The sequence below is a fragment of the Mitsuokella apri genome, from assembly GCF_047974105.1.
Classification (GTDB): Bacteria; Bacillota; Negativicutes; order Selenomonadales; family Selenomonadaceae; genus Mitsuokella.
The window spans coordinates 139,260-159,549 of record NZ_JBHYRS010000001.1 but is presented as its reverse complement, the minus strand read 5'-3'; the positions used below and the strand labels follow the sequence as shown (position 1 = coordinate 159,549).

Annotated in this window: 19 protein-coding genes and 2 tRNA genes; 15 read left to right on the top strand and 6 right to left on the bottom strand. The window is 56.4% G+C overall.

Annotated features, from left to right (window positions below; all coding sequences use genetic code 11):
* Nucleotides 1-55: 55 nt before the first annotated feature.
* From purF to purD, 5 genes are all read left to right on the top strand, one after another.
* Nucleotides 56-1,498, top strand: coding sequence for an amidophosphoribosyltransferase (gene purF / locus ACE419_RS00735; protein WP_435720700.1), 1,443 nt, complete (start codon nucleotides 56-58; stop codon nucleotides 1,496-1,498).
* Between the two features lie 48 nt (nucleotides 1,499-1,546).
* Entirely contained in the window at nucleotides 1,547-2,599 is a 1,053-nt protein-coding gene (gene purM, locus ACE419_RS00730; protein ID WP_435720698.1) for a phosphoribosylformylglycinamidine cyclo-ligase, read from the top strand.
* Nucleotides 2,592-3,203: a phosphoribosylglycinamide formyltransferase gene (purN, locus tag ACE419_RS00725; RefSeq protein WP_435720697.1), complete on the top strand. Its 612-nt coding sequence runs from the start codon at nucleotides 2,592-2,594 to the stop codon at nucleotides 3,201-3,203. Before purM ends, purN begins: the two co-directional genes overlap by 8 nt.
* Before the next feature lie 41 nt (nucleotides 3,204-3,244).
* Nucleotides 3,245-3,838 carry an IMP cyclohydrolase gene (locus tag ACE419_RS00720; protein WP_435720696.1) on the top strand — a complete coding sequence of 198 codons (594 nt, stop codon included), beginning with the start codon at nucleotides 3,245-3,247 and terminating at the stop codon, nucleotides 3,836-3,838.
* Nucleotides 3,839-3,921: 83 nt separating this feature from the next.
* On the top strand, nucleotides 3,922-5,202 hold the full coding sequence (gene purD, locus ACE419_RS00715) for a phosphoribosylamine--glycine ligase (protein ID WP_435720695.1): 1,281 nt from the start codon (nucleotides 3,922-3,924) through the stop codon (nucleotides 5,200-5,202).
* A 359-nt stretch (nucleotides 5,203-5,561) separates the two neighbouring features.
* Here the strand turns inward: purD and ACE419_RS00710 are convergent.
* Nucleotides 5,562-5,638: transfer RNA gene (locus tag ACE419_RS00710), tRNA-Pro, on the bottom strand.
* A gap of 102 nt (nucleotides 5,639-5,740) precedes the next feature.
* Nucleotides 5,741-5,817 (bottom strand) — tRNA-Pro (locus tag ACE419_RS00705).
* A 180-nt stretch (nucleotides 5,818-5,997) separates the two neighbouring features.
* Here ACE419_RS00705 and ACE419_RS00700 point away from each other — a divergent pair.
* Nucleotides 5,998-6,378 (top strand): universal stress protein, encoded by a 381-nt coding sequence (locus ACE419_RS00700; protein WP_432647263.1) that lies wholly within the window; start codon nucleotides 5,998-6,000, stop codon nucleotides 6,376-6,378.
* Between the two features lie 201 nt (nucleotides 6,379-6,579).
* Nucleotides 6,580-6,930: a DUF2292 domain-containing protein gene (locus ACE419_RS00695; protein WP_435720694.1), complete on the top strand. Its 351-nt coding sequence runs from the start codon at nucleotides 6,580-6,582 to the stop codon at nucleotides 6,928-6,930.
* Between the two features lie 45 nt (nucleotides 6,931-6,975).
* Here ACE419_RS00695 and ACE419_RS00690 read toward each other — a convergent pair whose 3' ends face one another.
* The gene (locus ACE419_RS00690; RefSeq protein ID WP_435720693.1) at nucleotides 6,976-8,028 is read right to left on the bottom strand and encodes an AI-2E family transporter; all 1,053 of its coding nucleotides are present in this window, start codon (nucleotides 8,026-8,028) and stop codon (nucleotides 6,976-6,978) included.
* A 239-nt stretch (nucleotides 8,029-8,267) separates the two neighbouring features.
* Between ACE419_RS00690 and fucO the strand changes: the two genes are divergently transcribed.
* The 3 genes from fucO (at nucleotide 8,268) to ACE419_RS00675 (ending at nucleotide 11,032) form a co-directional block, all read left to right on the top strand.
* Entirely contained in the window at nucleotides 8,268-9,416 is a 1,149-nt protein-coding gene (gene fucO, locus ACE419_RS00685; protein WP_432647266.1) for a lactaldehyde reductase, read from the top strand.
* Between the two features lie 180 nt (nucleotides 9,417-9,596).
* On the top strand, nucleotides 9,597-10,232 hold the full coding sequence (locus tag ACE419_RS00680) for a Flp family type IVb pilin (RefSeq protein ID WP_435720692.1): 636 nt from the start codon (nucleotides 9,597-9,599) through the stop codon (nucleotides 10,230-10,232).
* Between the two features lie 299 nt (nucleotides 10,233-10,531).
* Nucleotides 10,532-11,032, top strand: a complete 501-nt coding sequence (locus ACE419_RS00675; protein WP_432647270.1) for a hypothetical protein — start codon at nucleotides 10,532-10,534, stop codon at nucleotides 11,030-11,032.
* 92 nt (nucleotides 11,033-11,124) lie between these two features.
* On the opposite strand, the gene ACE419_RS00670 is transcribed toward ACE419_RS00675, so the two are convergent.
* Entirely contained in the window at nucleotides 11,125-11,676 is a 552-nt protein-coding gene (locus ACE419_RS00670; RefSeq protein ID WP_435720691.1) for a phosphoribosyltransferase family protein, read from the bottom strand.
* A 109-nt stretch (nucleotides 11,677-11,785) separates the two neighbouring features.
* Between ACE419_RS00670 and ACE419_RS00665 the strand changes: the two genes are divergently transcribed.
* Nucleotides 11,786-12,058, top strand: a complete 273-nt coding sequence (locus ACE419_RS00665) for a hypothetical protein (protein ID WP_435720690.1) — start codon at nucleotides 11,786-11,788, stop codon at nucleotides 12,056-12,058.
* Between the two features lie 584 nt (nucleotides 12,059-12,642).
* Here the strand turns inward: ACE419_RS00665 and ACE419_RS00660 are convergent.
* Nucleotides 12,643-13,881 carry an aspartate aminotransferase family protein gene (locus ACE419_RS00660; RefSeq protein ID WP_435720964.1) on the bottom strand — a complete coding sequence of 413 codons (1,239 nt, stop codon included), beginning with the start codon at nucleotides 13,879-13,881 and terminating at the stop codon, nucleotides 12,643-12,645.
* Nucleotides 13,882-14,027: 146 nt separating this feature from the next.
* Nucleotides 14,028-15,989, bottom strand: coding sequence for a peptidase U32 family protein (locus tag ACE419_RS00655; RefSeq protein WP_432647273.1), 1,962 nt, complete (start codon nucleotides 15,987-15,989; stop codon nucleotides 14,028-14,030).
* Nucleotides 15,990-16,327: 338 nt separating this feature from the next.
* On the opposite strand from ACE419_RS00655, the gene ACE419_RS00650 reads away from it, so the two are divergent.
* The 4 genes from ACE419_RS00650 to ACE419_RS00635 all read left to right on the top strand — a co-directional run bounded on the left by ACE419_RS00650 (nucleotide 16,328) and on the right by ACE419_RS00635 (nucleotide 20,285).
* Nucleotides 16,328-17,119: a tyrosine-protein phosphatase gene (locus tag ACE419_RS00650; protein WP_435720689.1), complete on the top strand. Its 792-nt coding sequence runs from the start codon at nucleotides 16,328-16,330 to the stop codon at nucleotides 17,117-17,119.
* A 68-nt stretch (nucleotides 17,120-17,187) separates the two neighbouring features.
* Nucleotides 17,188-18,078 carry a polysaccharide biosynthesis/export family protein gene (locus ACE419_RS00645; RefSeq protein ID WP_435720688.1) on the top strand — a complete coding sequence of 297 codons (891 nt, stop codon included), beginning with the start codon at nucleotides 17,188-17,190 and terminating at the stop codon, nucleotides 18,076-18,078.
* Nucleotides 18,079-18,132: 54 nt separating this feature from the next.
* Entirely contained in the window at nucleotides 18,133-19,587 is a 1,455-nt protein-coding gene (locus tag ACE419_RS00640; protein ID WP_435720687.1) for a GumC family protein, read from the top strand.
* Entirely contained in the window at nucleotides 19,587-20,285 is a 699-nt protein-coding gene (locus ACE419_RS00635; protein WP_435720686.1) for a CpsD/CapB family tyrosine-protein kinase, read from the top strand. Before ACE419_RS00640 ends, ACE419_RS00635 begins: the two co-directional genes overlap by 1 nt.
* Nucleotides 20,286-20,290 lie beyond the last annotated feature (5 nt).

Genomic DNA, 20,290 nt, shown 5'->3' with positions numbered 1-20,290 from the left:
GAATGTCTGTCCCGCAATGAATGTTTGAAAGAGAAAAGGAAGAAACAGAAATACCATGTATGATAATGGCTACAACCCAGAACCGAAGTGGAAAGAGGAATGCGGCGTTTACGGCGTATACTCGCACACGGAGGATGTTTCTGGACTGACGTATCTTGGCCTTTATGCCCTGCAGCACCGCGGGCAGGAAAGCACGGGCATCGCCATCACGGACGGCGCCTGGATGGATGTGACGCGCGGCATGGGCCTCGTCAATGAGGTGTTCCGCCATCAGGTTCCGCATATGGAGAACCAGTGCATCGCCGTCGGCCATGTGCGCTATTCGACGACGGGCTCGAGCCTGCTCGCGAACACGCAGCCTCTGCTCGTCAACTACGCGGGCGGCAAGATTGCGCTCGCACATAACGGCAATCTGACGAACGCCGCGGAAATCCGCCACCACCTCGAGCAGCAGGGCACGATTTTCCAGACGTCCATCGACTCGGAGGTCATCGTGAACCTCATTGCGCGCTCCCACAAGGAGACCATCGAGGACCGCATCATCGAGAGCCTCAAGCAGGTCAAGGGCTGCTACTGCCTGACCATCATGACCGAGGACAAGCTCATCGGTGCGCGCGACCCTCAGGGCTTCCGTCCGCTCTGCATCGGCAAGACAGAGGAGGGCAGCTGGATTCTCTCGTCCGAGACCTGCGGCCTCGACGTCGTCGGCGCGGAATTCGTGCGCGACGTAAAACCGGGTGAAATGGTCGTCATCGACGAGAACGGCCTGAAGTCGTATCCGTTCGCCACGGAAGAGAAAAAGGCCGGCTGCATCTTCGAGTACATCTACTTTGCGCGTCCGGATTCTGTCATCGACGGCCAGAGCGTCCACGAAGCACGCTTCCTCATGGGCCGCGAGCTCGCGCGCGAGTCGGGCTTTAAGGGCGATATCGTCATTTCGGTACCGGACTCCGGCACGACGGCAGCCACGGGCTTTGCCTATGAAGCCGGCATTCCGTTCGTCGAAGGCCTGATTAAAAACCGCTACATCGGCCGTACGTTCATCCAGCCGACGCAGAAAAAGCGCGACACGGCCGTCAAGCTCAAACTCAACGCGATTCGCTCCGCTGTAGAGGGCAAGTCGGTCATCATGGTCGACGATTCCATCGTGCGCGGCACGACGAGCGGCAAGATTGTCCGCATGCTTAGAAATGCCGGCGCAAAGGCCGTCCACGTCTGCATCAGCAGCCCCCCAATCGGCTATCCGTGCTTCTACGGCATCGACACGAGCGTCCGCAAGGAACTCATCGCCGCGACGAAGTCCGTCGAGGAGATTCGTCAGTTCATCGGCGCGGACTCCCTGCACTTCCTGAGCATCGAAGGCCTCAAGAAGAGCGTGCCGCACCTCAATGCCGATGATATGTGCTACGCCTGCTTCAACAGCTCCTACCCAATCAAGGACGGAGCAAAACCGGCCGGCGACAGCAAGTACGTTTTCGAGCAGCGCAAGAAGTGCTGAAATTTTGGCCGTTGTACATGTAAATAGGAAAGGAACCAGAAACAAAAAATGGCAGAACGACTTACCTATAAAGATTCCGGTGTCGATATCGACGCTGGCAACTACTCCGTCAAACTCATCAAGGACAGCGTCAAGGCGACGTATCGTCCGGAGGTCCTCGGCGACCTCGGCGGCTTCGGCGGTCTCTTTGCGCTGAATTCCGGCAAATACAAGGAACCGGTCCTCGTTTCGGGCACGGACGGCGTCGGCACGAAGCTGCGCCTGGCGTTCATGCTCAACAAGCACGACACCATCGGCCAGGACGCCGTCGCCATGTGCGTCAACGACATCCTCGTACAGGGTGCCGAGCCGCTCTTTTTCCTCGACTACCTCGCAGTCGGCAAACTCGACCCGGAGCAGGTTGCTTCCGTCGTCAAGGGGGTTGCGGGTGCCTGCAAGGAGTCGGGCTGTGCGCTGATCGGCGGCGAAACGGCTGAAATGAGCGGTTTCTACCCGGTCGGCGAGTACGATATCGCGGGCTTTGCCGTCGGTGTCGTCGAGAAGTCGAAGGTCATCACGAGCGAGCGCGTCAAGGAAGGCGATGTGCTCTTAGGCCTGCCGTCTTCGGGCGTTCACTCCAACGGCTATTCGCTCGTGCGCAAAATCGTCTTTGAGCACAAGGGCTTCAAGGGCGATGAGTACATCGACGAACTCGGCAAAACGATTGGCGAGGAGCTCCTGACGCCGACGCGCCTCTATCCGAAGACTTGCCTGCCGCTCATCGAGAAATTCGACATCCACGGCATGGTCCACATCACGGGCGGCGGCTTCTACGACAATATTCCGCGCGCTCTGCCTGAGGATATGGCCGTCGAGATTGACAGCTCCGTCTGGCAGATGCCGGCGATCTTCAAGCTCCTGCAGCAGTGGGGCAATGTCGACTGGCACGAGATGTACCGCACGTTCAACATGGGCATCGGCATGGTCATCATGGCCAGCCCGGAAGAAGCGGAGAAAATCAAGCAGTATCTTAAGAGCGAAAACGAGACGGTCTACGAGATCGGCCGTGTCGTCCGCGGCAACCACGATGTAACGATCAAAGGCGGCGTGTTCAATGCATAAGGAAATTCTCGGCGTCCTCTGTTCGGGACGCGGCACGGACCTGCAGTCCATCATCGATGCCATCGGCCGCGGCGAAGTCTCGGCCGAAATCGCCATCGTGCTCGCGGACAAGCCCGATGCCTACGCACTCACGCGCGCCGAAAAAGCCGGCATCAAGGCCGTCTGCATCGACCGCAAGAAGTTCGACGGCCGTCAGCCGTTTGAGGAAGCCCTCGTCAAGGCCCTCGACGAAGCCGGTGTCACGCTCGTCGTGCTCGCAGGCTTTATGCGCATCCTGACGCCGTACTTCGTGCGCCACTTCGCAGGCCGCATCATGAACATTCATCCGGCCCTGCTGCCGAGCTTCCCCGGTGCCCATGCACACCGCGACGTGCTCGCCTATGGCGTCAAAGTCAGCGGCTGCACGGTTCACTTCGTCGACGAAGGCACGGACAGCGGCCCGATTATCCTGCAGGCAGCCGTGCCCGTGCTCGATGACGACACGGAAGAAACGCTCGGTGCCCGCGTGCTCGAAAAAGAGCACATCATCTACCCGAAGGCCATTCAGCTTTACTGCGAAGGCAGGCTCGAGGTAGACGGACGCCATGTCCGCATCCGCAAATAACGGCTTTGCCGCTCATTTTAGAGAAACAGAGAGGAACAATCATGCAGATCAAACGCGCGCTTATCAGCGTATCGAATAAAACGGGTGTTGTCGAATTCGCCAAGAAACTCCACGAAGCCGGCGTCGAGATCGTTTCGACGGGCGGCACGATGAAGGCCATCAAGGAAGCCGGTATCCCTGTTACGTATGTCAGCGACGTCACGGGCTTCCCGGAAATCATGGACGGCCGCGTCAAGACGCTGAACCCGTACATCCACGGCGGCATCCTCGCCGTCCGCGACAATCCGGAACACGTCAAAGAGATGGAAGAGCACCACATCACGGGCATCGACCTCGTGGCGGTCAACCTCTATCCGTTCAAAGAGACGATTGCCAAGCCGAACGTCACGCTCGCTGAGGCCATCGAGAACATCGACATCGGCGGTCCGGCCATGGTCCGCGCCGCTGCGAAGAACTTCAAGTTCGTCACGGTCATCACGAATCCGGCCCGCTACGACGAAATCGCCGAGCAGGTCAAGAAGAACGGCTGCGTTGACGACCGCACGCGCATGGAACTTGCCCAGGAAGCCTTTGCGCACACGGCCGCTTACGACACGATGATCAAGGATTATCTCGCCGAGCAGCTCAAGAAATAAAAAAAAATAAGAGCCTTCCCCCAAAGGTACAGTCTAAGTACGGTCTGCCTTTGGGAGAGGGCTGTTTTTGTGGAGGGACTAGTATGAATATTTTAGTAATCGGTTCGGGCGGACGTGAGCACACGCTCGCATGGAAGCTCGCACAGTCGCCGAAGGCCACGAAACTCTACGCCGTACCGGGCAATCCGGGCATGAAGGACATCGCCGAGTGCATCGAAGGCGTCTCCATCACGGACAACGACGCTCTCGTAAAGCTTGCGCAAGACAAAGCCATTGACCTTGTCGTCGTCGGTCCTGAGGTGCCACTCACGAACGGTGTCGTCGATGCGATGAACGCGGCCGGCATCAAGGCTTTTGGCCCGACGAAGCTCGCGGCTGAAATCGAGGGCTCGAAATCCTTCTCGAAGAACCTCATGAAACAATACGGCATCCCGACGGCCAAATACGAAGTCTTCACGGATGCTGACGAAGCGCGTGAGTACGTTAAAAAAGAAGGCGCTCCGATCGTCATCAAAGCCGACGGCCTCGCGGCCGGCAAGGGCGTCATCGTCGCCATGACGATGGACGAAGCCCTCGATGCCATCCACGAGATCATGGACGACGCCGCCTTCGGCACGGCCGGCAGCCGCGTCGTCATCGAGGAATTCATGGACGGCGAGGAAGCCTCGCTGCTCGCTTTCACCGATGGCAAGACCATCTATCCGATGGTCAGCTCGCAGGACCACAAGCGCGCCTATGACGGCGACAAGGGCCCGAACACGGGCGGCATGGGCACGTACGCACCGGCACCGGTGATGACGCCGGACATGGTCAAGACCGCGACCGAGCGCATCCTGAAACCGACGATCGCTGCCATGGCCAAAGAGGGCCGTCCGTACAAGGGCTGTCTCTACGCCGGCCTCATGATCACGAAAGAGGGCCCGAAAGTCGTCGAATTCAACGCACGCTTCGGCGACCCGGAGACGCAGGTCGTCCTGCCTCTCCTTGAAAGCGACCTCGTCGACATCATGCTTGCCTGCGCCGACGGCACGCTCGCGGATGAGGATATCAAATGGAGCAACGGCGCTGCCGTCTGCGTTGTCATCGCCTCGGGCGGCTATCCAAAGTCCTACAAAAAGGGCTTCGTCATCGACGGCCTGGAAAAGGCAAAAGCCGCAGGCACACTCGTCTTCCATGCCGGCACGGCCGAAAAAGACGGCAAAATCGTCACCAACGGCGGCCGCGTACTCGGTGTAGTCGCTAAGGCCGACGACGTGCGCAGTGCAGTCGATAAAGCCTACAAAGGCGTCAACGCGATTTCGTTCGAAGGTGCGTTCCACCGCAACGATATTGCACACCGCGCACTTGAGAGACTGGCAAAATAAGTTTTAGTACGCGGGGCAGGGGAGAGTGCAGACGAGCGGGGCATTCGCAGGGGGCCGGGGAAATGTTTTTCGGCTTCGTCGCTCCGTTAAATTGGCTCCAATTGGGGCTGTTCTTACTTAACCATTTCGCCGCCTGCCGCGGCGCTTTGACATCGCCGGACTTAGCAGGATTTGCCTCGGAGCCAAGCCCTTCGGGCAGTCACTGCGCTCCTGCAGGCGAAAAACATTCCCCCGGCCCTAGTTACAGACGTTTCTTTTAGCAGAAAAGCTGCCCCTTTTGGGGCAGCTTTTTGCTTAGTACGCATAATCTTTCCATACAAAAAGGCCGCCAGCTTCAGCTGACGACCTAAACATTCAAATGGTCGGGATGACAGGATTCGAACCTGCGGCCTCTTCGTCCCGAACGAAGCGCGCTACCAAACTGTGCCACATCCCGTAGTCACAAGTGATATTATACTAGCCACAGCATCCTTTGTCAACATATTTTTTACGAATATGAAAAAAGCCGCCAGCCTAAGCTGACGACTCAAATTTCAAATGGTCGGGATGACAGGATTCGAACCTGCGGCCTCTTCGTCCCGAACGAAGCGCGCTACCAAACTGTGCCACATCCCGTAGTCACAAATGATATTATACTGGCTAAAATCTCTTTTGTCAACACTTTTTTTGCAGAACCCTCTCCAAAAAATATGTTCGCATCCTCACAAAAAAACAAGATAAAAGAAGGATTTTCCCGCCCTGAGCACGAAATACACATTATAATCAGAAATCTACTTCGGTTAGGAGGTTTTATTTATGGGCAGAATCCAGAAAATCTTGGTACCAGTCGATGGTTCCGTCAATGGCTGCAAAGCAGTCGATGAGGCAATCTTCTTTGCTCAGAAATGCCATGCCGATCTTGACTTTGTCTATGTTGCCAGCAATATCAACAAAGATATCCCGAGTCATATCGTCTTTGACCGCATCTGGGAGAAGCTGCCGGAAGACATTAAGGCATCGAAACATGTCGAGACCGGCAACATCCCGAAGGCCATCATGCGCGTAGCTGCGGAGGAACACAGCGACCTCATCATCATGGGCAGCCGCGGCCTCGGCCTCTTTAAGGGCGCCCTGATCGGCAGCGTCAGCCAGAAAGTCGTTGAGGAATCGCCGATTCCGGTCATGGTCATCAAATAAATGCTGCATATCACCGGTATCTTTACCGGAAATGAAGAACTGTCCGTCCTAACTTCGAGGATTCCCTTTGCGGAGCCTTGAAGATACAGGCGGGCAGTTCTTTTTGCCTTGACTTTTCCCCTGCGCTATAGTATCCTTTTATTAACTAATAGAAAACATATATATTAGATATGATATAGACAGCAAGGGGAGCGATTCGAGATGGCCGGACTCAGATTACAGGCAGGGGAGATCCCGCCGAAGGCGATGAAATACGTCCTGCACGGACTCTGCACGATTGGTTTTGGCGAGATGGTGCTCGTCGCGCAGGACGGCGTGCTCATGCAGGTCGAGTGGAACGAAAAAAGGCGTCTTGACTGCTGGCACGATACGGCTGACACCGAGAGCGCTTATTCGGAAAAGGCGCTTTTGGAGCTCGCCGCGCGCATCCGCAAGGAATTTCGCCTTTTGCAGTACGGAAAACTCGTGCTCGTCATCCGCAAGGGCCGGCTCATGCAGATTGAGCGCACCGAAAAACAGCGCTTTACGGGACTCGACGGCGAGGGCATTTAAGCCCCGCCAAGTCTTCGCAAAGCGCTGCTGCAATTTTATAGCAAATCACTTGTCTTCATGATTCTTGGCCAGCCACCTTGACTCATGAAGATTTTTTATGGTCTCGATGCGGTCCCTGTAAATATCCTCGATGACGAGCTTGCAGATGACGATGAACGGCACGGCGAGAAACATGCCCGCAGGGCCGAGAACTTCGCCGCCGAGGATGATGCCGAGGATGATCGCGACGGGGTGCAGGTTCAGCGATTTGCCGATCAGTGTCGGATAGACGATGTTGTGGTTGACCTGTGTCAAAATGAGGTAAAAACCGGCCGTCTGCACGGCAATCCACGGGTCGACCGTGGCCGTCAGCAGAATGCCGAAGATTGAAGCGACGGTCGGCCCGAGCACGGGCACGAACTCGCTGATGCCCGAGACCATCGCGAAGACCGAGGCGTAGGGCAGGCTGCGCACCGTGAAGTAGAGGAAGACGACCGTAGCTGTCAGGCAGCAGATGACGAGCTGGCTGCAGATGTAGGTGCGCAGGGCCGAGAGAATGCGGTTGAAGAGCGCGAGCACGCGTCTGTAATCATTGGTCGGGAACAGGCTCGCGAGATACACCTTGATGTCATCGCCGTCTTTGAGGAGATAAAACGTGACAAAGAGGATGATGACCATGTCGATGAATTTGCTGAAAATCGAGAGCAAAAGAGTCAGCGACGATTTCAGCGCGTCGACGCTCGCGGCCTTGAGCTCGAGCCAGAACTGCTCGAATTCGTCGGTCAGGTATTCATTGTTCTCCAGCAGCGGCGACTGCTGCAGTTTCTCCGTAATCTGCGGGAAATCTGTGACGAAGTTCGTGAACGTCGGGATGAACGTGCTCGAGACGAGGACGACGAGCCCTGCGCAGATGGCGATAAAGCAGAACAGCACGATGGCCGCCGCGAGCCCGCGGTTCAGGCGGCGTTCGAGACGGTCGACAAACGGCGTCAGCAAAAGCTGCAGCAGGAGCGAGATGAAAATGATGAACGCGAGCTGCGGCAGAAACCAGAACGTCGACAAGAGAATCGTGAACGTCACCGCGAGGATAATGGAAGTACGGTAATGTTTTAGACGCATAATATTCTCCAATATATATAGAAGATAAGTACAAACCGATTATATCATAAAGGCCGGATGAAGCAAAGCAGGGTGGATTTTGGCTAGGCATGAAAGATAAAAGAAAAACAACGAAAATGTTTCCTATAAAACAACATAAATATCATTGATTTTACCGTACTGATGGTCTATAATAGACATTGTGAAAAGATTCTTAAAAAGAATCACAGCGGAAAATGTGAGATTGGAGGATGTTTATTATGGCAAACCGCATTGTACTCAACACGGTATCGTATCACGGCAAAGGCGCAATTGAAGAGATTCCAGGCATTGCCGAGCGCGAAGGCTTCAAGAAAATCTTCGTCTGCTCCGACCCGTCGCTCGTGAAATTCGGCGTCACGGCCAAGGTCACGGACCTGCTCGAAAAAAATAAGATTGAGTATACGCTCTATTCCAACATCAAACCAAATCCAACGATTGAAAACGTCCAGACCGGTGTCAAGGCGTTCAAAGAAGCCGGCGCGGACTCGATTATCGCCATCGGCGGCGGTTCTTCGATGGATACGGCCAAGGCCGTCGGCATCATCATCGCCAATCCGGAATTTGCCGATGTGCGCTCGCTCGAAGGCGCTTCGCCGACGAAGCATCACGCCGTCAAAACCATCGCGGTGCCGACGACGGCCGGCACGGCTGCCGAAGTCACCATCAACTACGTCATCACGGATCCCGAGAAGGTCCGCAAATTCGTCTGCTGCGATGAGCACGACATCCCGGCCTACGCCGTCGTCGACCCCGACATGATGTCCTCGATGCCGAAGGGCCTGACGGCTTCGACCGGCATGGACGCCCTGACGCACGCCATCGAAGGCTACACGACAAAGGGCGCCTGGGAAATGACCGACATGATGCACTATGAGGCTATTCACCTGATTGCGAAATACCTGCGCCTCGCCGTCGCGAACGACCCGAAGGGCCGCGAGGGCATGGCTCTCGGCCAGTACATCGCTGGCATGGGCTTCTCGAACGTCGGCCTCGGCATCGACCATGCCATGGCCCACACGCTTTCGGCCCATTACGACACGCCGCACGGTGTTGCCTGCGCCATGCTGCTGCCGATTTCCATGGAATTCAACAAGGAATACACGGGCGAACGCCTGCGTGAAGTCGCCCGCGCCATGGGCGTCGAGGGCGTCGACGAGATGAGTCAGGAAGAATACCGCACGGCCGCGATCAAGGCCGTCGAGCAGCTCTCCGAAGACGTCGGCATCCCGAAGACCCTCGACAAGATCAAGGAAGAAGACCTCGACCAGCTCGCCGAAGACGCCCTGAAGGACGCCTGCTACCCAGGCAACCCGCGCGAAGCCACGAAGGAACAGGTCAAAGACCTCTTCCGCAAGATTATGGCCTGAAACAAAATTTAAATCAGGATGGAGAAAGGGACTGCCCACTGTGACAGTCCCTTTTTGGTTTTTGTAATCTCGTAACATGACTTTTTGCGTTAGTATTTTTTTGCTGGCATTTCTTCTGCCTGCATACTATAATGAAGATGAGGAAATATATCATTTTGTTCTAAATGCAGGTGACATGAAATGACATATCAAAAGCAAAAAGCACAGGGCATTGTCGAATATGCGCTAATTCTCGCATTCATAGTCGGCGTGGCCGTGGCCCTGTTTAACAGCAACGGGCTGGCCAACGCGATAGGAGAGGCATTCTTTAATGTGTCGGAGGCCATTCAGGAGGCTGCCAGTAATTCGACGAAACAGGAACGCGTGCAGAATCGTTTGGCCGATGCGCTGGAAAATGCCATCAGAGGCGGAGTCATCCAATTGGGCGATAATCAATGGATTGAGATTGATGTGCAGCAGGATCCGAATAAACAGTCAGGCAATGGCTACAATGTAGATGGTGGCGCAAGTCCAAGTGCTTATAAGAATAAGGCGCTGCTTTCCATTAATGGGAATGCATATACGTCTTTCCAGAATTTGTGGAATGCCACTGAGCTAAAAATGTATGAGATGAATATGGGCGAGGAAAGCGGCTGGACCGGCGTGCGTATCGTGTCGAATGGCAATGGCACCTATACGACGCATTATTACAGCGGCGACGCGACAACAGTCAAAAATCAGCCGAATATTAACTACAAGGATACGGGCTCTATGGATACGGCAACACGGACCGACGGCAAGAGTCTTTTGCAGAACAGTGTTACGTGGACGAAATAAGCCGATTCTTGCAATACGTCCGTGGAAATGATATAATTTAAATGTACAAAAAAGGCCACCGTAGACGGTTGTCCTCTATCTTTTAGTCAAAATGACCGCAAAGTTTGAGAGCCTGGCGGTCATTTTTTATTGCTATGGTCTTTGCCGAGCGTGTATCCCAAAGAGAAGCACGCAATCGCGAAACCGAGTATTTCGATGAAAGCATCGTAGTATACTTAGCGCAAATTTAATTTGACACTTCCCGCAAAATCATGTAGTCTTATTCTGTAAGAGTATGATTTGTTTTGGAGGGACAGAATATGAAAAAATCAGCACTGCTGACGGCGGCCCTGCTCCTCGTCAGTTCTTCTTATGCCATGGCGCAGCCGATTAACCAGATGACTGGTCATGAGACGGCTGTGGGCGTTGGCACGAAAGAAAGTTATATTGAACATAAGGTCACGGACAAGGCCACGGTCGGTTTCCAGTATGCGGACCGCGACGAAAAGGGCGATCATAAGGATGCGTATGCCCAGTACGATGTCGTGGGTTCGGAGCTTAAAATCATCGGCGGCTACCGCTGGAATCTGCCGAATGACAAGAACAACGCCTTTGCCGGCCTTGCAGTCAGCATGCCGCGTGTCATGGGCTTCGACGCCTATGCTTCGTATGTCGCAGGCAAGGACTTCAACGAGACGCAGGTCGGTGTCAACAAGAACCTGCTTTTAAACGTTGACCTCAATGTCAATTACCACAACTTCAAACCCGATGAAGGCAGCCGCGAAAACGGCGTCGGTGTCGGCGTATCGGTTAAGTTCTGATTGTTTCAGGCTGCCCCGATTTTTCATGATTTTGCATAAGAAAAACCCGCCTTACCGCGGGTTTTTGTCTTATCATTGTAAAATTGGACCAATCACTGGGCGTCAAAAAGCGGCAGCGGCTCAAGGAAGATGATGTCCTTGCGCTTGGCGGCGTCGCCTTCGGCGAGCACGCAGGCCTGACCGCAGACCTTGCCGCCGGCTTTTTCGGTGAGCTCGACGAGGGCTTTCATCGAACCGCCCGTGCTGATGACGTCATCGAGCAGCAGGACGTTTTTGCCTTTGATGCGCTCGATATCCGTGCCGTCGAGGCAGAGCTTCTGCGTGCCTTTGGTCGTGATGGAGACATCGTCGACCCACAAGGCGTTTTCCATGTAGGCCTTGACGGACTTGCGCGCGACGATGTAGCGCTTCATGCCGAGAGCGCGGGCGAGTTCTTCGGCGAGGGGAATGCCTTTCGTCTCGGCCGTCAGGACGTAGTCGGTCTCGGGCGGCACTTTTTTCGCGAGTTCGCGCGCACAGGCGTCCGTGAGCTCGAGGTCGCCGAGCATGACGAAGCCGGCAATCGCGAGCTCGTCCGTGACATTGAGTACCGGCAGCCTGCGCGTGAGGCCGGCAATCTTCAAATCATAAAATCTATCTGCCATTATAGCACCTCTTCATTTTAATATATCTTCATTATACTATGAATGGGAAAACGGTGCAATTGCGTTCAAATGAGAACGAGAGATTTGTAATAAAGAAAGGAACAGGAAGATGAGCGAGAATTACAGTGAGGAACAGAAGGCCATTGAGGAAATCACGCATATTCTGCTGCACGCGCTGACGGAGGAAAGCATCGGCGAAAAACTCGACGGGGCGAAATCGCAGCAGGAAGTGTACGAGGCGTTGAAGACGCTGCCTTATTTCAAGCTGACGATGGATGAGTTTAAGATTGGCATCGAGGCACTGCGCCAGCAGCAGGCGGAAGTGCATCAGCATGAACACGAGCATGAATGCGATGGCGAGGGGGACGATAGCGAGAGGTGACGGGCGGCAAATGGGCGGTGAAATATTTTCGGCTTCGGCGCTTTGCTGAATGGGCCCCAACTGGCTTTAGCGGATTTTAGGGGCTTCGCCGCCTGCCGCGGCGTTCTTACATCGGGCGGACCTCGCTGCGGTTCGTTCGGGGCCCAGCCCTGCGGGCGGTCGCTCAGCGCCTGCAGGCGAAAATATTCCCCCGCCCTTAGTTCAGCGCGGCTTACATCGCGGGTTATCGGGATACTTTGCTTTCCGCTATCTATCGCAAAAAAGCGGCTGCTTCCTTTTCTAAACTGGAAGCAGCCGCTTTTGCTATGTCTTTTTCTTTTATCTTGCAGGGCTCGGAGCGGCGGAGATTGCCGGCGTTTGCTTCGCTCCGCCTTTCTTTTGCGTTTTTGATGGGAGCGGATGGGGGGCGAGGCGCGTTCGCTGTCGCTCCGCTTAGGGCTGTTCCTCATGAAAGGAGAAATAAGCCGCTTTCATGCTCCCGACCCCTTGCCAAGCCCCGCTCGTCACCGCAAGCCCCCGCGAGCGCCCTGACTCACCTCACAGCACTCTGCCTCGAACGCTCTCTGCTTCGAGTTTGCTATGCATCAAAGCTTCTTTTCCGTCAGCACCATCTCCAGTGCGTTGAGGATGTCGTTTACATTCTCCTCGGTGATGACGAGAGGCGGCTGGAAGGCCATGACGTTGCGGGCGACGCCGTTTTTGCCGATGATGAAGCCGCGGTCTTTGAGGGTTTCGAGCACGTCGTCGAGTTCGGCTGCTGCCGGGCTCTTGTCGGCGTGGACGAATTCGGCGCCGGTCATGAGGCCGAGGCCGCGGACGTCGCCGATGATTGGGTGCTTTTTCTGCAGCTCCCTAAGGCCTGCGCGCAGCTGCTCGCCGCGCTTCGTGGCGTTTTCGCAGAGGTGGTGCGACTCGATGTAGTCGAGGACGGCGAGGCCGGCCGTGGTCGAGACGGGGTTGCCGCCGAGCGTCGAGGCACCCGGGCGCGTGTAGGTGTCGGCGATTTTGGCCGGCGCGATGAACGCGGAGATCGGCGCGCCGTTGCCGAGGGCCTTGGCGCAGGCCATGATATCCGGCACGACGTCGAAGTTCTCGATGGCAAACATCTTGCCCGTGCGGCCAAAGCCCGTCTGGACTTCGTCGGCGATAAAGAGCGTATTATGCTGCTTGAGGATTTCCTTCACGCGCTTAAAGTAGCCCTTCGGCGGCACGACGATGCCGGCGTTGCCCTGAATGGTCTCGGCGATAAAGGCACCCGGATGCCCCGCGGTAGAAGTCTGAATCAAATCTTCGACGGCATTGGCACACGCGAGGTCGCAGGTGTCCGGTTTTTTGCCGAGCGGGCAGCGGTAGCAGTAGGGGTTCGGGGCGAAGTGGATGCCGCCGACCGGATTTTCGTCCGTGCGCCACATCTGGATGCCCGTGACGCTCATGCCGAGCTTCGTGCGGCCGTGCAGGCCGTTCCTGAGTGCGATAATCTCGCTGTTATGCGTGTAAATCGAAGCGAGCAGCAGCGCGCCTTCCGTGGCTTCGGAGCCCGTCGAGCAGAAGAACGTTTTCTGCAGGTCGCCCGGTGTGACCTCGGCGAGGCGTTCGGCGAGGTTGACGAAGTTTTCCGTCAGATAAATGTTGCAGACGTGCTGCAGCGTGCCGACCTGCTCCTGCACTTTCTTCGTGATTTCCGGATTGCAGTGGCCGCAGTTCATGACGGACACGCCGGCGAAGCAGTCGAGGTATTTGCGCCCCTCGCTGTCGTAGAGGTACTGCATCTCGCCGCGGACGATTTCGCGCGGATGCTTGTAAAAATGCCCGAGACACGGCATGATGTATTTTTTCTTCTTTTCGATGATGGCTTCCGGTCCAATGTAATGCTTTTCAGCCAAGAAAATCCCCTCCTAAATATTTATATGGATAGAAAGCTCGGGGGCAGCCCCAAAGACTGCCCCTAAGCCCCAGTTTTCACCGTGAATTAAATCGAGTTGCGGCTCTGGCGGAAACGGTAGGTGCCGAGGCCGAATTCGCGCGGGCTCTGCTGCCGGACTTCCTCAAAGGCGAGCGAATCAAGCGCTTCATCGCTGCTTTCGCCGGCTGCGAGCTTGTCGAGGGCTTCGCGGTAGAGCTTCGTGACGAGCCCCGTGAGCTCCGGCGTGTAGTCCTGCGCCTCAATGCGGTACGAGGCGAGGCCGTTGAACTTCGCGAGGTACGGATAGAGGCAGAGGTCCTTGGCAAAGAGGATGTGGTTGCGGCCGTACTGGTCGATGCGAATCGGGTGCTTCTCTTCGGCCGTGTCGAGAAGTGCATAGTGGCGGTCGAGGATTTCCGGATTGTCGAGCTCGTTGAACTCCGGCAGGCTCATGGCCGGGAAGTCGTGGTCACAGATCATCGACTCGTAGGCACCGTGCACGACGGTCTCCAAGGGCAGCTCGGACGTCTCGACGATTTCGCGCAGCTGCTCGAAAGACAGCTCGTACGACGTGGCGGCCATCGTGAGGCCGTTTTCCTTCAGGAACTTCGCGGCGAGCTGGTTGAAGAGGTTGAAGGAAAGGTCGGCCTGCACCGGCAGGTCCGTGATGCTCTTCGCGAGTTTCAGCGAACCGAGGTTGCTGACCATCAGGCCATCCGGACGGATGTCACGCAGCTCCGTAAAGAACTGCTCAAGCTCGCCGCACTCACGGCGCATCGTCGTGCGCGGCGTGTTGACGACGACCTTGGCGCCGCCGTGCGTCTTCGCGTAGGCGAGGATTTCGGCATACTCCTTGAGTTTCCACGGGCGCAGCGGTCGGAAGGCCTCGCCGCCGACGTAAATCGTATCGGCGCCGTTGTCAATCGCGGCTTTGGCCGACTCCATCGTGTTGACGCGGACCGACAAAGTGCGGTGCGGGGCATTTTCCTTCTCGATGTCGCGCTCCTGACGCAGCACTTCGTCCTGGAAGCCCGCTTCCTTCACGGCGTGGCTGAAGAAACGCGGCTCGCGTTCGCCCGTGAAGCCGATGTCCTTTTTGCCCGGCTGGCCAAACGCGAACGTCGTCGTGAAATCGCGCGCACGGTTGTCGTAGAGATTCTTCCAGCCTTCTTCGTCCGTCGTGTAGCCGTTCGGGTCCGCGATGTACGCGTCAATGGCCTTGCGGTACGTCGAGACGATGCGGCGGATGAAGTTCGCCGGACGCATGCGGCCCTCGATTTTAAACGAGAACACGCCGGCCTGAATGAGCTGCGGGATGGCTCTGTACATGCACATATCCTTGAGCGCGAGCTTGTACGGGCCTTCGCTGTCCTCGTCGAGCACTTCGCCCGTATTTTCGTCGATGAGCTTGTACGCCCAGCGGCACGGCTTCAGGCAGCGGCCGCGGTTGCCGCTCTGGCCGAACAGCACGCCCGAGTGGATGCACTGGCCCGACTCGCTGATGCACATATCGCCGTGCATGAAGTACTCGACCTCGATGCCCGTGCGTTCGCGGAACAGGCTGAGCTCGGAGAGCGTCATCTCGCGGCCCACGACGATGCGCGTGATGCCGTATTCCTTGAGCTTCTCGATGGCGTGCTCGTTGTGCGTGTTCATCATGACCGACGTGTGCAGCGGAATGGTAATCCCCATCTCATGCACGAGCTCGAGCACGGCAAAATCCTGTACGAGGATGGCGTCGGGGCGGATTTCGTTGAGATAGGCGAGGTATTCGCGCAGCGCCGGGATTTCCTCGTTGCTGATGAGGTTGTTCAGCGTGACATAAAGGCGCACGCCGTGCTCATGGGCGTAGTCGATGGCCTTTTTGAGTGTGGCATCGTCAAAATTAAAACCGCCTTCGTGCATGCGCATGTTGAAATGCTTGCCGCCGAGGTAAACGGCGTCAGCACCCGACTCCACGCCAGCGACGAGGGCATCCCACGTGCCGGCCGGCGCGAGCAGTTCGACGGATTTGCGATTCAGAATCATATATAATACTCCTTTGGAAACTTTTTGAAAAATCACGAAAAGACAACACAGATATCTAATTATCAATTATATCAGGTATTTATGATTCAAGCAATCAGACATATCGGCAGGGCGGGCCCTGGCATCATAAAAATTTTTTAATAATCGTTAGCGAAACCTTCGTGCCAAAATCCGGCCTGCCTGTGACAAATCTCCTATATATAGGAAAAAAACTGTCTTGTCACAGCCCGTTGCCTGTGCTATTATAATAAGCGTTCATACTGTCAAAACAGTATGCTTTATACACTGAGATAAATCATTTTGCAATACATCTTTTACATTAAGGAACGATTTGATAAATGATTGACATTCACTCCCACATTCTGCCGAATATCGACGACGGCTCCGAAAATATGGAAATGTCCCTAGCGATGCTGCGCACGTCCGTCGCTTCGGGCGTCACGGACATCATCGCGACGCCGCATGTCAACCGGCACGGCGTCATTCCCGCGTGGCAGACGATTGAGGAAAAGGCCGAAGAACTGAAGAGGGCCGCACAGGAGCAGCAAATTCCCATCCGTATCCATACGGGCGCGGAAATCGAGTTCAACGGCGACGTCATGCGCTTTCTCGAAAAGGGCTCGCGCGACTACTGCCTGGCGGGCAGCCCCTATGTGCTGCTTGAGTTCACGGACCAGACCCAGCCCGACATCGCGGAACATATGCTTTTTGCCCTGCAGCTGCGGGGCTTTTGGCCTGTCCTCGCGCATATCGAGCGTTTCCCGCAAATTTTAGCCGACAAGGAGCGCCTGCTGAGCTGGGCCGAAAAGGGCATCCTCTACCAGTGCAACGCGGGCAGCTTCACGGGCTATTTCGGTCCGAAATGCCAGACGCGCGTCGAAGAACTCTATCATAACGGCCTCATTCACTTCCTCGGCAGCGACGGCCACCGCGTCGAATTCCGCACGACGGATTTGCGCGAGGCCCATGAAGTCCTCGACAAACTCGCGGCCAAAGAGAAAAAAGAAAGCCTCTGGCAGCAGGCCGAAGCCAATGCCCAGTTCATACTGAAGGGCAGAGTGCTCTATCCCGACGTCCCGCAAAAATGGCAAAAAAAGAAAAAAGGCTTCTTCAGCCGCCTGTTTGGCTGAACGCAGCCGAACTTATCAATTATCAATCCGCATTCATCTCTATCTATATATTAGGAAGGGAACGTATCTTGCTTAAAAAATCCATGCTCGCGCTGGCCGTCTGTCTGGCCCTCAGCGCGCCCGAAGTTTTCGCCGCCTCTTCTTCATATTCCTACGAGGACCCGAGCCGCGTCGCCGCCGATATGGCCGCGGCCCAGTCCGCGCAGCCAGTCCAGCCGGTTCAGGCAGCTCAGGGAACGCAGGCAGCCGCAGCTCAGTCTGCCAAGGCCCAAAAGCCAAAAAAGCAGAAAAAGCTCAGGGAATCCGACATCATCAAGCAGGTCGAGGCCGCGACGCCGCGCCCCGAGGCTTCGCCCGCACTCAACACCAAGGATTATCTGCTGCGCGCCGGCGACCAGCTCAACATCGTCGTGACGCAGCAGCAGGACCTCGGCAATTCCTCGGCGAACCAGACGCCGTTTACCGTGCGTCCCGATGGGAATGTTTCCTTTCCGCTCGTCGGTGAGATTCACGCCGAGGGCATGACCGTCAGCGAGTTCACGAACGTCCTGACCTACGGCCTTTCGCGCTATATCGTCTCGCCCGACGTCGCCGTCAACATCACGAAGCTCGGCCGCACGCGCGTCTACGTCTTTGGCGAGGTCAAGAAGCCCGGTGCCGTGGAGCTTGAGAAGTCTCACACCGTCATCGACGCCATCGGCGCGGCCGAAGGCTTCACGCGCGACACGGCCAAGAAAAAAGTCTACCTGATTCATCAGGACGAGCCGCAGTCGCTCATCAAGATCAACCTCAACAATATGCTGCGCACGGGCGATATGTCCGAGAACTACGTCATGCGCGAAGGCGACCTTCTCTACATGACGCGCAACAACCGCATCGACTTTGCCCGCGACATCGCGCCGATCCTCAGCAGCATCTACATGATCACCGAAGTCAAGGACAATCTCGACGACAATTAATAAGCGATAAGCACGCGCATGCTTATCATTCTGAGATAAGAGAGGAAGAACAGCTTGGAAGAAATCACCATTGACCTCAGAGAGCTCGCCCAGGTCGTCATGGCCAACAAGAAGAAAGTCGCGGCGACGACCGCAGCCTTTCTCGCCGCGGGCGGCATCTACCTTTTTTTCGCCCATCCCGTCTATCAGTCCGACTCGCTTTTGCGCATCAAGCAGCAAAAGGGACTCGGCGACTCGATTCTCGCAAATCTGCCGTCCGGCAACGCCGCGAACGACAAGCAGCGCATGATGACCGATGCCGAGATTTTAAAGAGCCGCAACGTCGTCATGCCGGTCATCGAGGCGACCGAAGAGCCCGACAAAAAGGGCAAACTGCCGACCTACGAAGCCTACGTCCAGGGCCATATCGTCACCAAGCCCTACAAAGACACGGAAATCCTGCAGGTATCCGTGACGGGCAAGTCGCCAGAGCAGGCCCAGGAAGCCAACAGCCTGCTCGTGCAGGGCTTCATCCAGCGTCTGACGGACCTCAGCCATGAGGAACAGAAGGACACGCGCGAGTTCTTAGAGCAGCGTCTCGGCGACGCCAAGGAAGAACTCACGAAGGCCGAGGACAAGCTCCAGAAATATCAGGCCGAAAACAAGATGTACTCGACCGACGACCAGATGAAGCAGGTCACGGAAAAACTCAACATCGTCGACAAGGCCAAGGCCGAGAACCAGCTGAACCTCGAGACGGCGCAGGCCGGCCTCAAGAGCGTCAACTCGCAGCTCGACTCCGCGGGCGTTTCCATCGCCGATAGCCCGGCCATCCAGCAGTACAAGACGCAGCTCGCGCAGCTTGAAGCCACGAAGGCCAGCTACGCCGGCAAATTCACCGACGAACACCCGAAAATGCAGGAAGTCGACAATCAGATTGCCCAGGCCCAGCAGTCTCTGAACGACGAAATCAGCAAAATCGTCGCGCAGCAGGCACCGTCCTCAAGCCCCGTGCAGCAGGGCCTGCTCGCCGATAAATTCAAGGACGAAGCCGCCATCGCCGTCGCGAACAGCAAGGCCGAAGCCCTCGCCAAGATGGACGCCGAAAACGAGGCCCTGATCGCCTCGCTGCCGGAAAAAGAAGAAGGCTACGTGCGCGTCAAGCGCGACGTCGACGTCACGAACGAAATCTACGTCATGCTCGCCAAACGCCTTGAAGAAGCCAAAATCGCCGAAGTCATGGTGCCAAATGAAGTCCAGGTCGTCGACGAAGCGACGCTTCCCGAAAGACCCGTCAAGCCGCGCAAACTGCTCGTCATGGCCATTGCCGGTGTGCTCGGCCTGCTCGTCGGCATGGGCGGCGTCATTGCCCACGCCATGCTCTACCGCAAGCTGCGCACCGCTGAGGACATCGAGAAAGAGCTCGGCCTGCCCGTGCTCGGCATGATTCCCGACGCGGACACGACGAAGAAAAAAGTCCCGGGGCAGACGAGCCTTTGGGAACGACTCAAGAGAAAGGTGGGCAAATAATGGCCGATATCTCATTCATCACCGAGCGCGACAAGCTCTCGCCGATTTCCGAGGCCTACCGCGCCATCCGCACGAACCTGCAGTTTGCCAGTGCCGATAAGACCATCAAGAGCGTCGTCTTCACCTCAGCCGTCCCGAGCGAAGGCAAGTCCACGACCGATATCAACCTCGCCCTCGTCATGGGGCAGGACAACAAGCGCGTGCTGCTCATCGACGCCGATATGCGCCGTCCCGTGCTGCACCGCCGCTTCGGCCTGGAAAACCGCGGCCTCAGCAACTGCTTCGCCGACAATCTGAGCCTCAAAGACGTCATCCAGCACGACATCGCCCAGAACCTCGACGTCGTCACGAGCGGCCCCGTGCCGCCGAACCCCGCCGAGCTTTTAGGCTCCGCGAAAATGCAGGAGCTTTTAAAAGAGGCCGAGGCCGAATACGACTACGTCTTCCTCGACATGCCGCCGATTCTCGTCGTCACCGATGCCGCCGTGCTCGGCAGCCAGACCGACGGCGTCATCCTCGTCGTCGGCAGCGGCGACATCAGCCCCGACGAAGGCCGTCAGGCCAAAGCCCTGCTCGAGAAAGCCCACGTCAACATCCTCGGCGTCATCCTCAACAAGGTCCCGCAGCAGCATCAGGGCAATTATTACTACTATTACTATTACGACGAAAACCACGTCAAGCATAAGCGCAATAAATAAGAAAG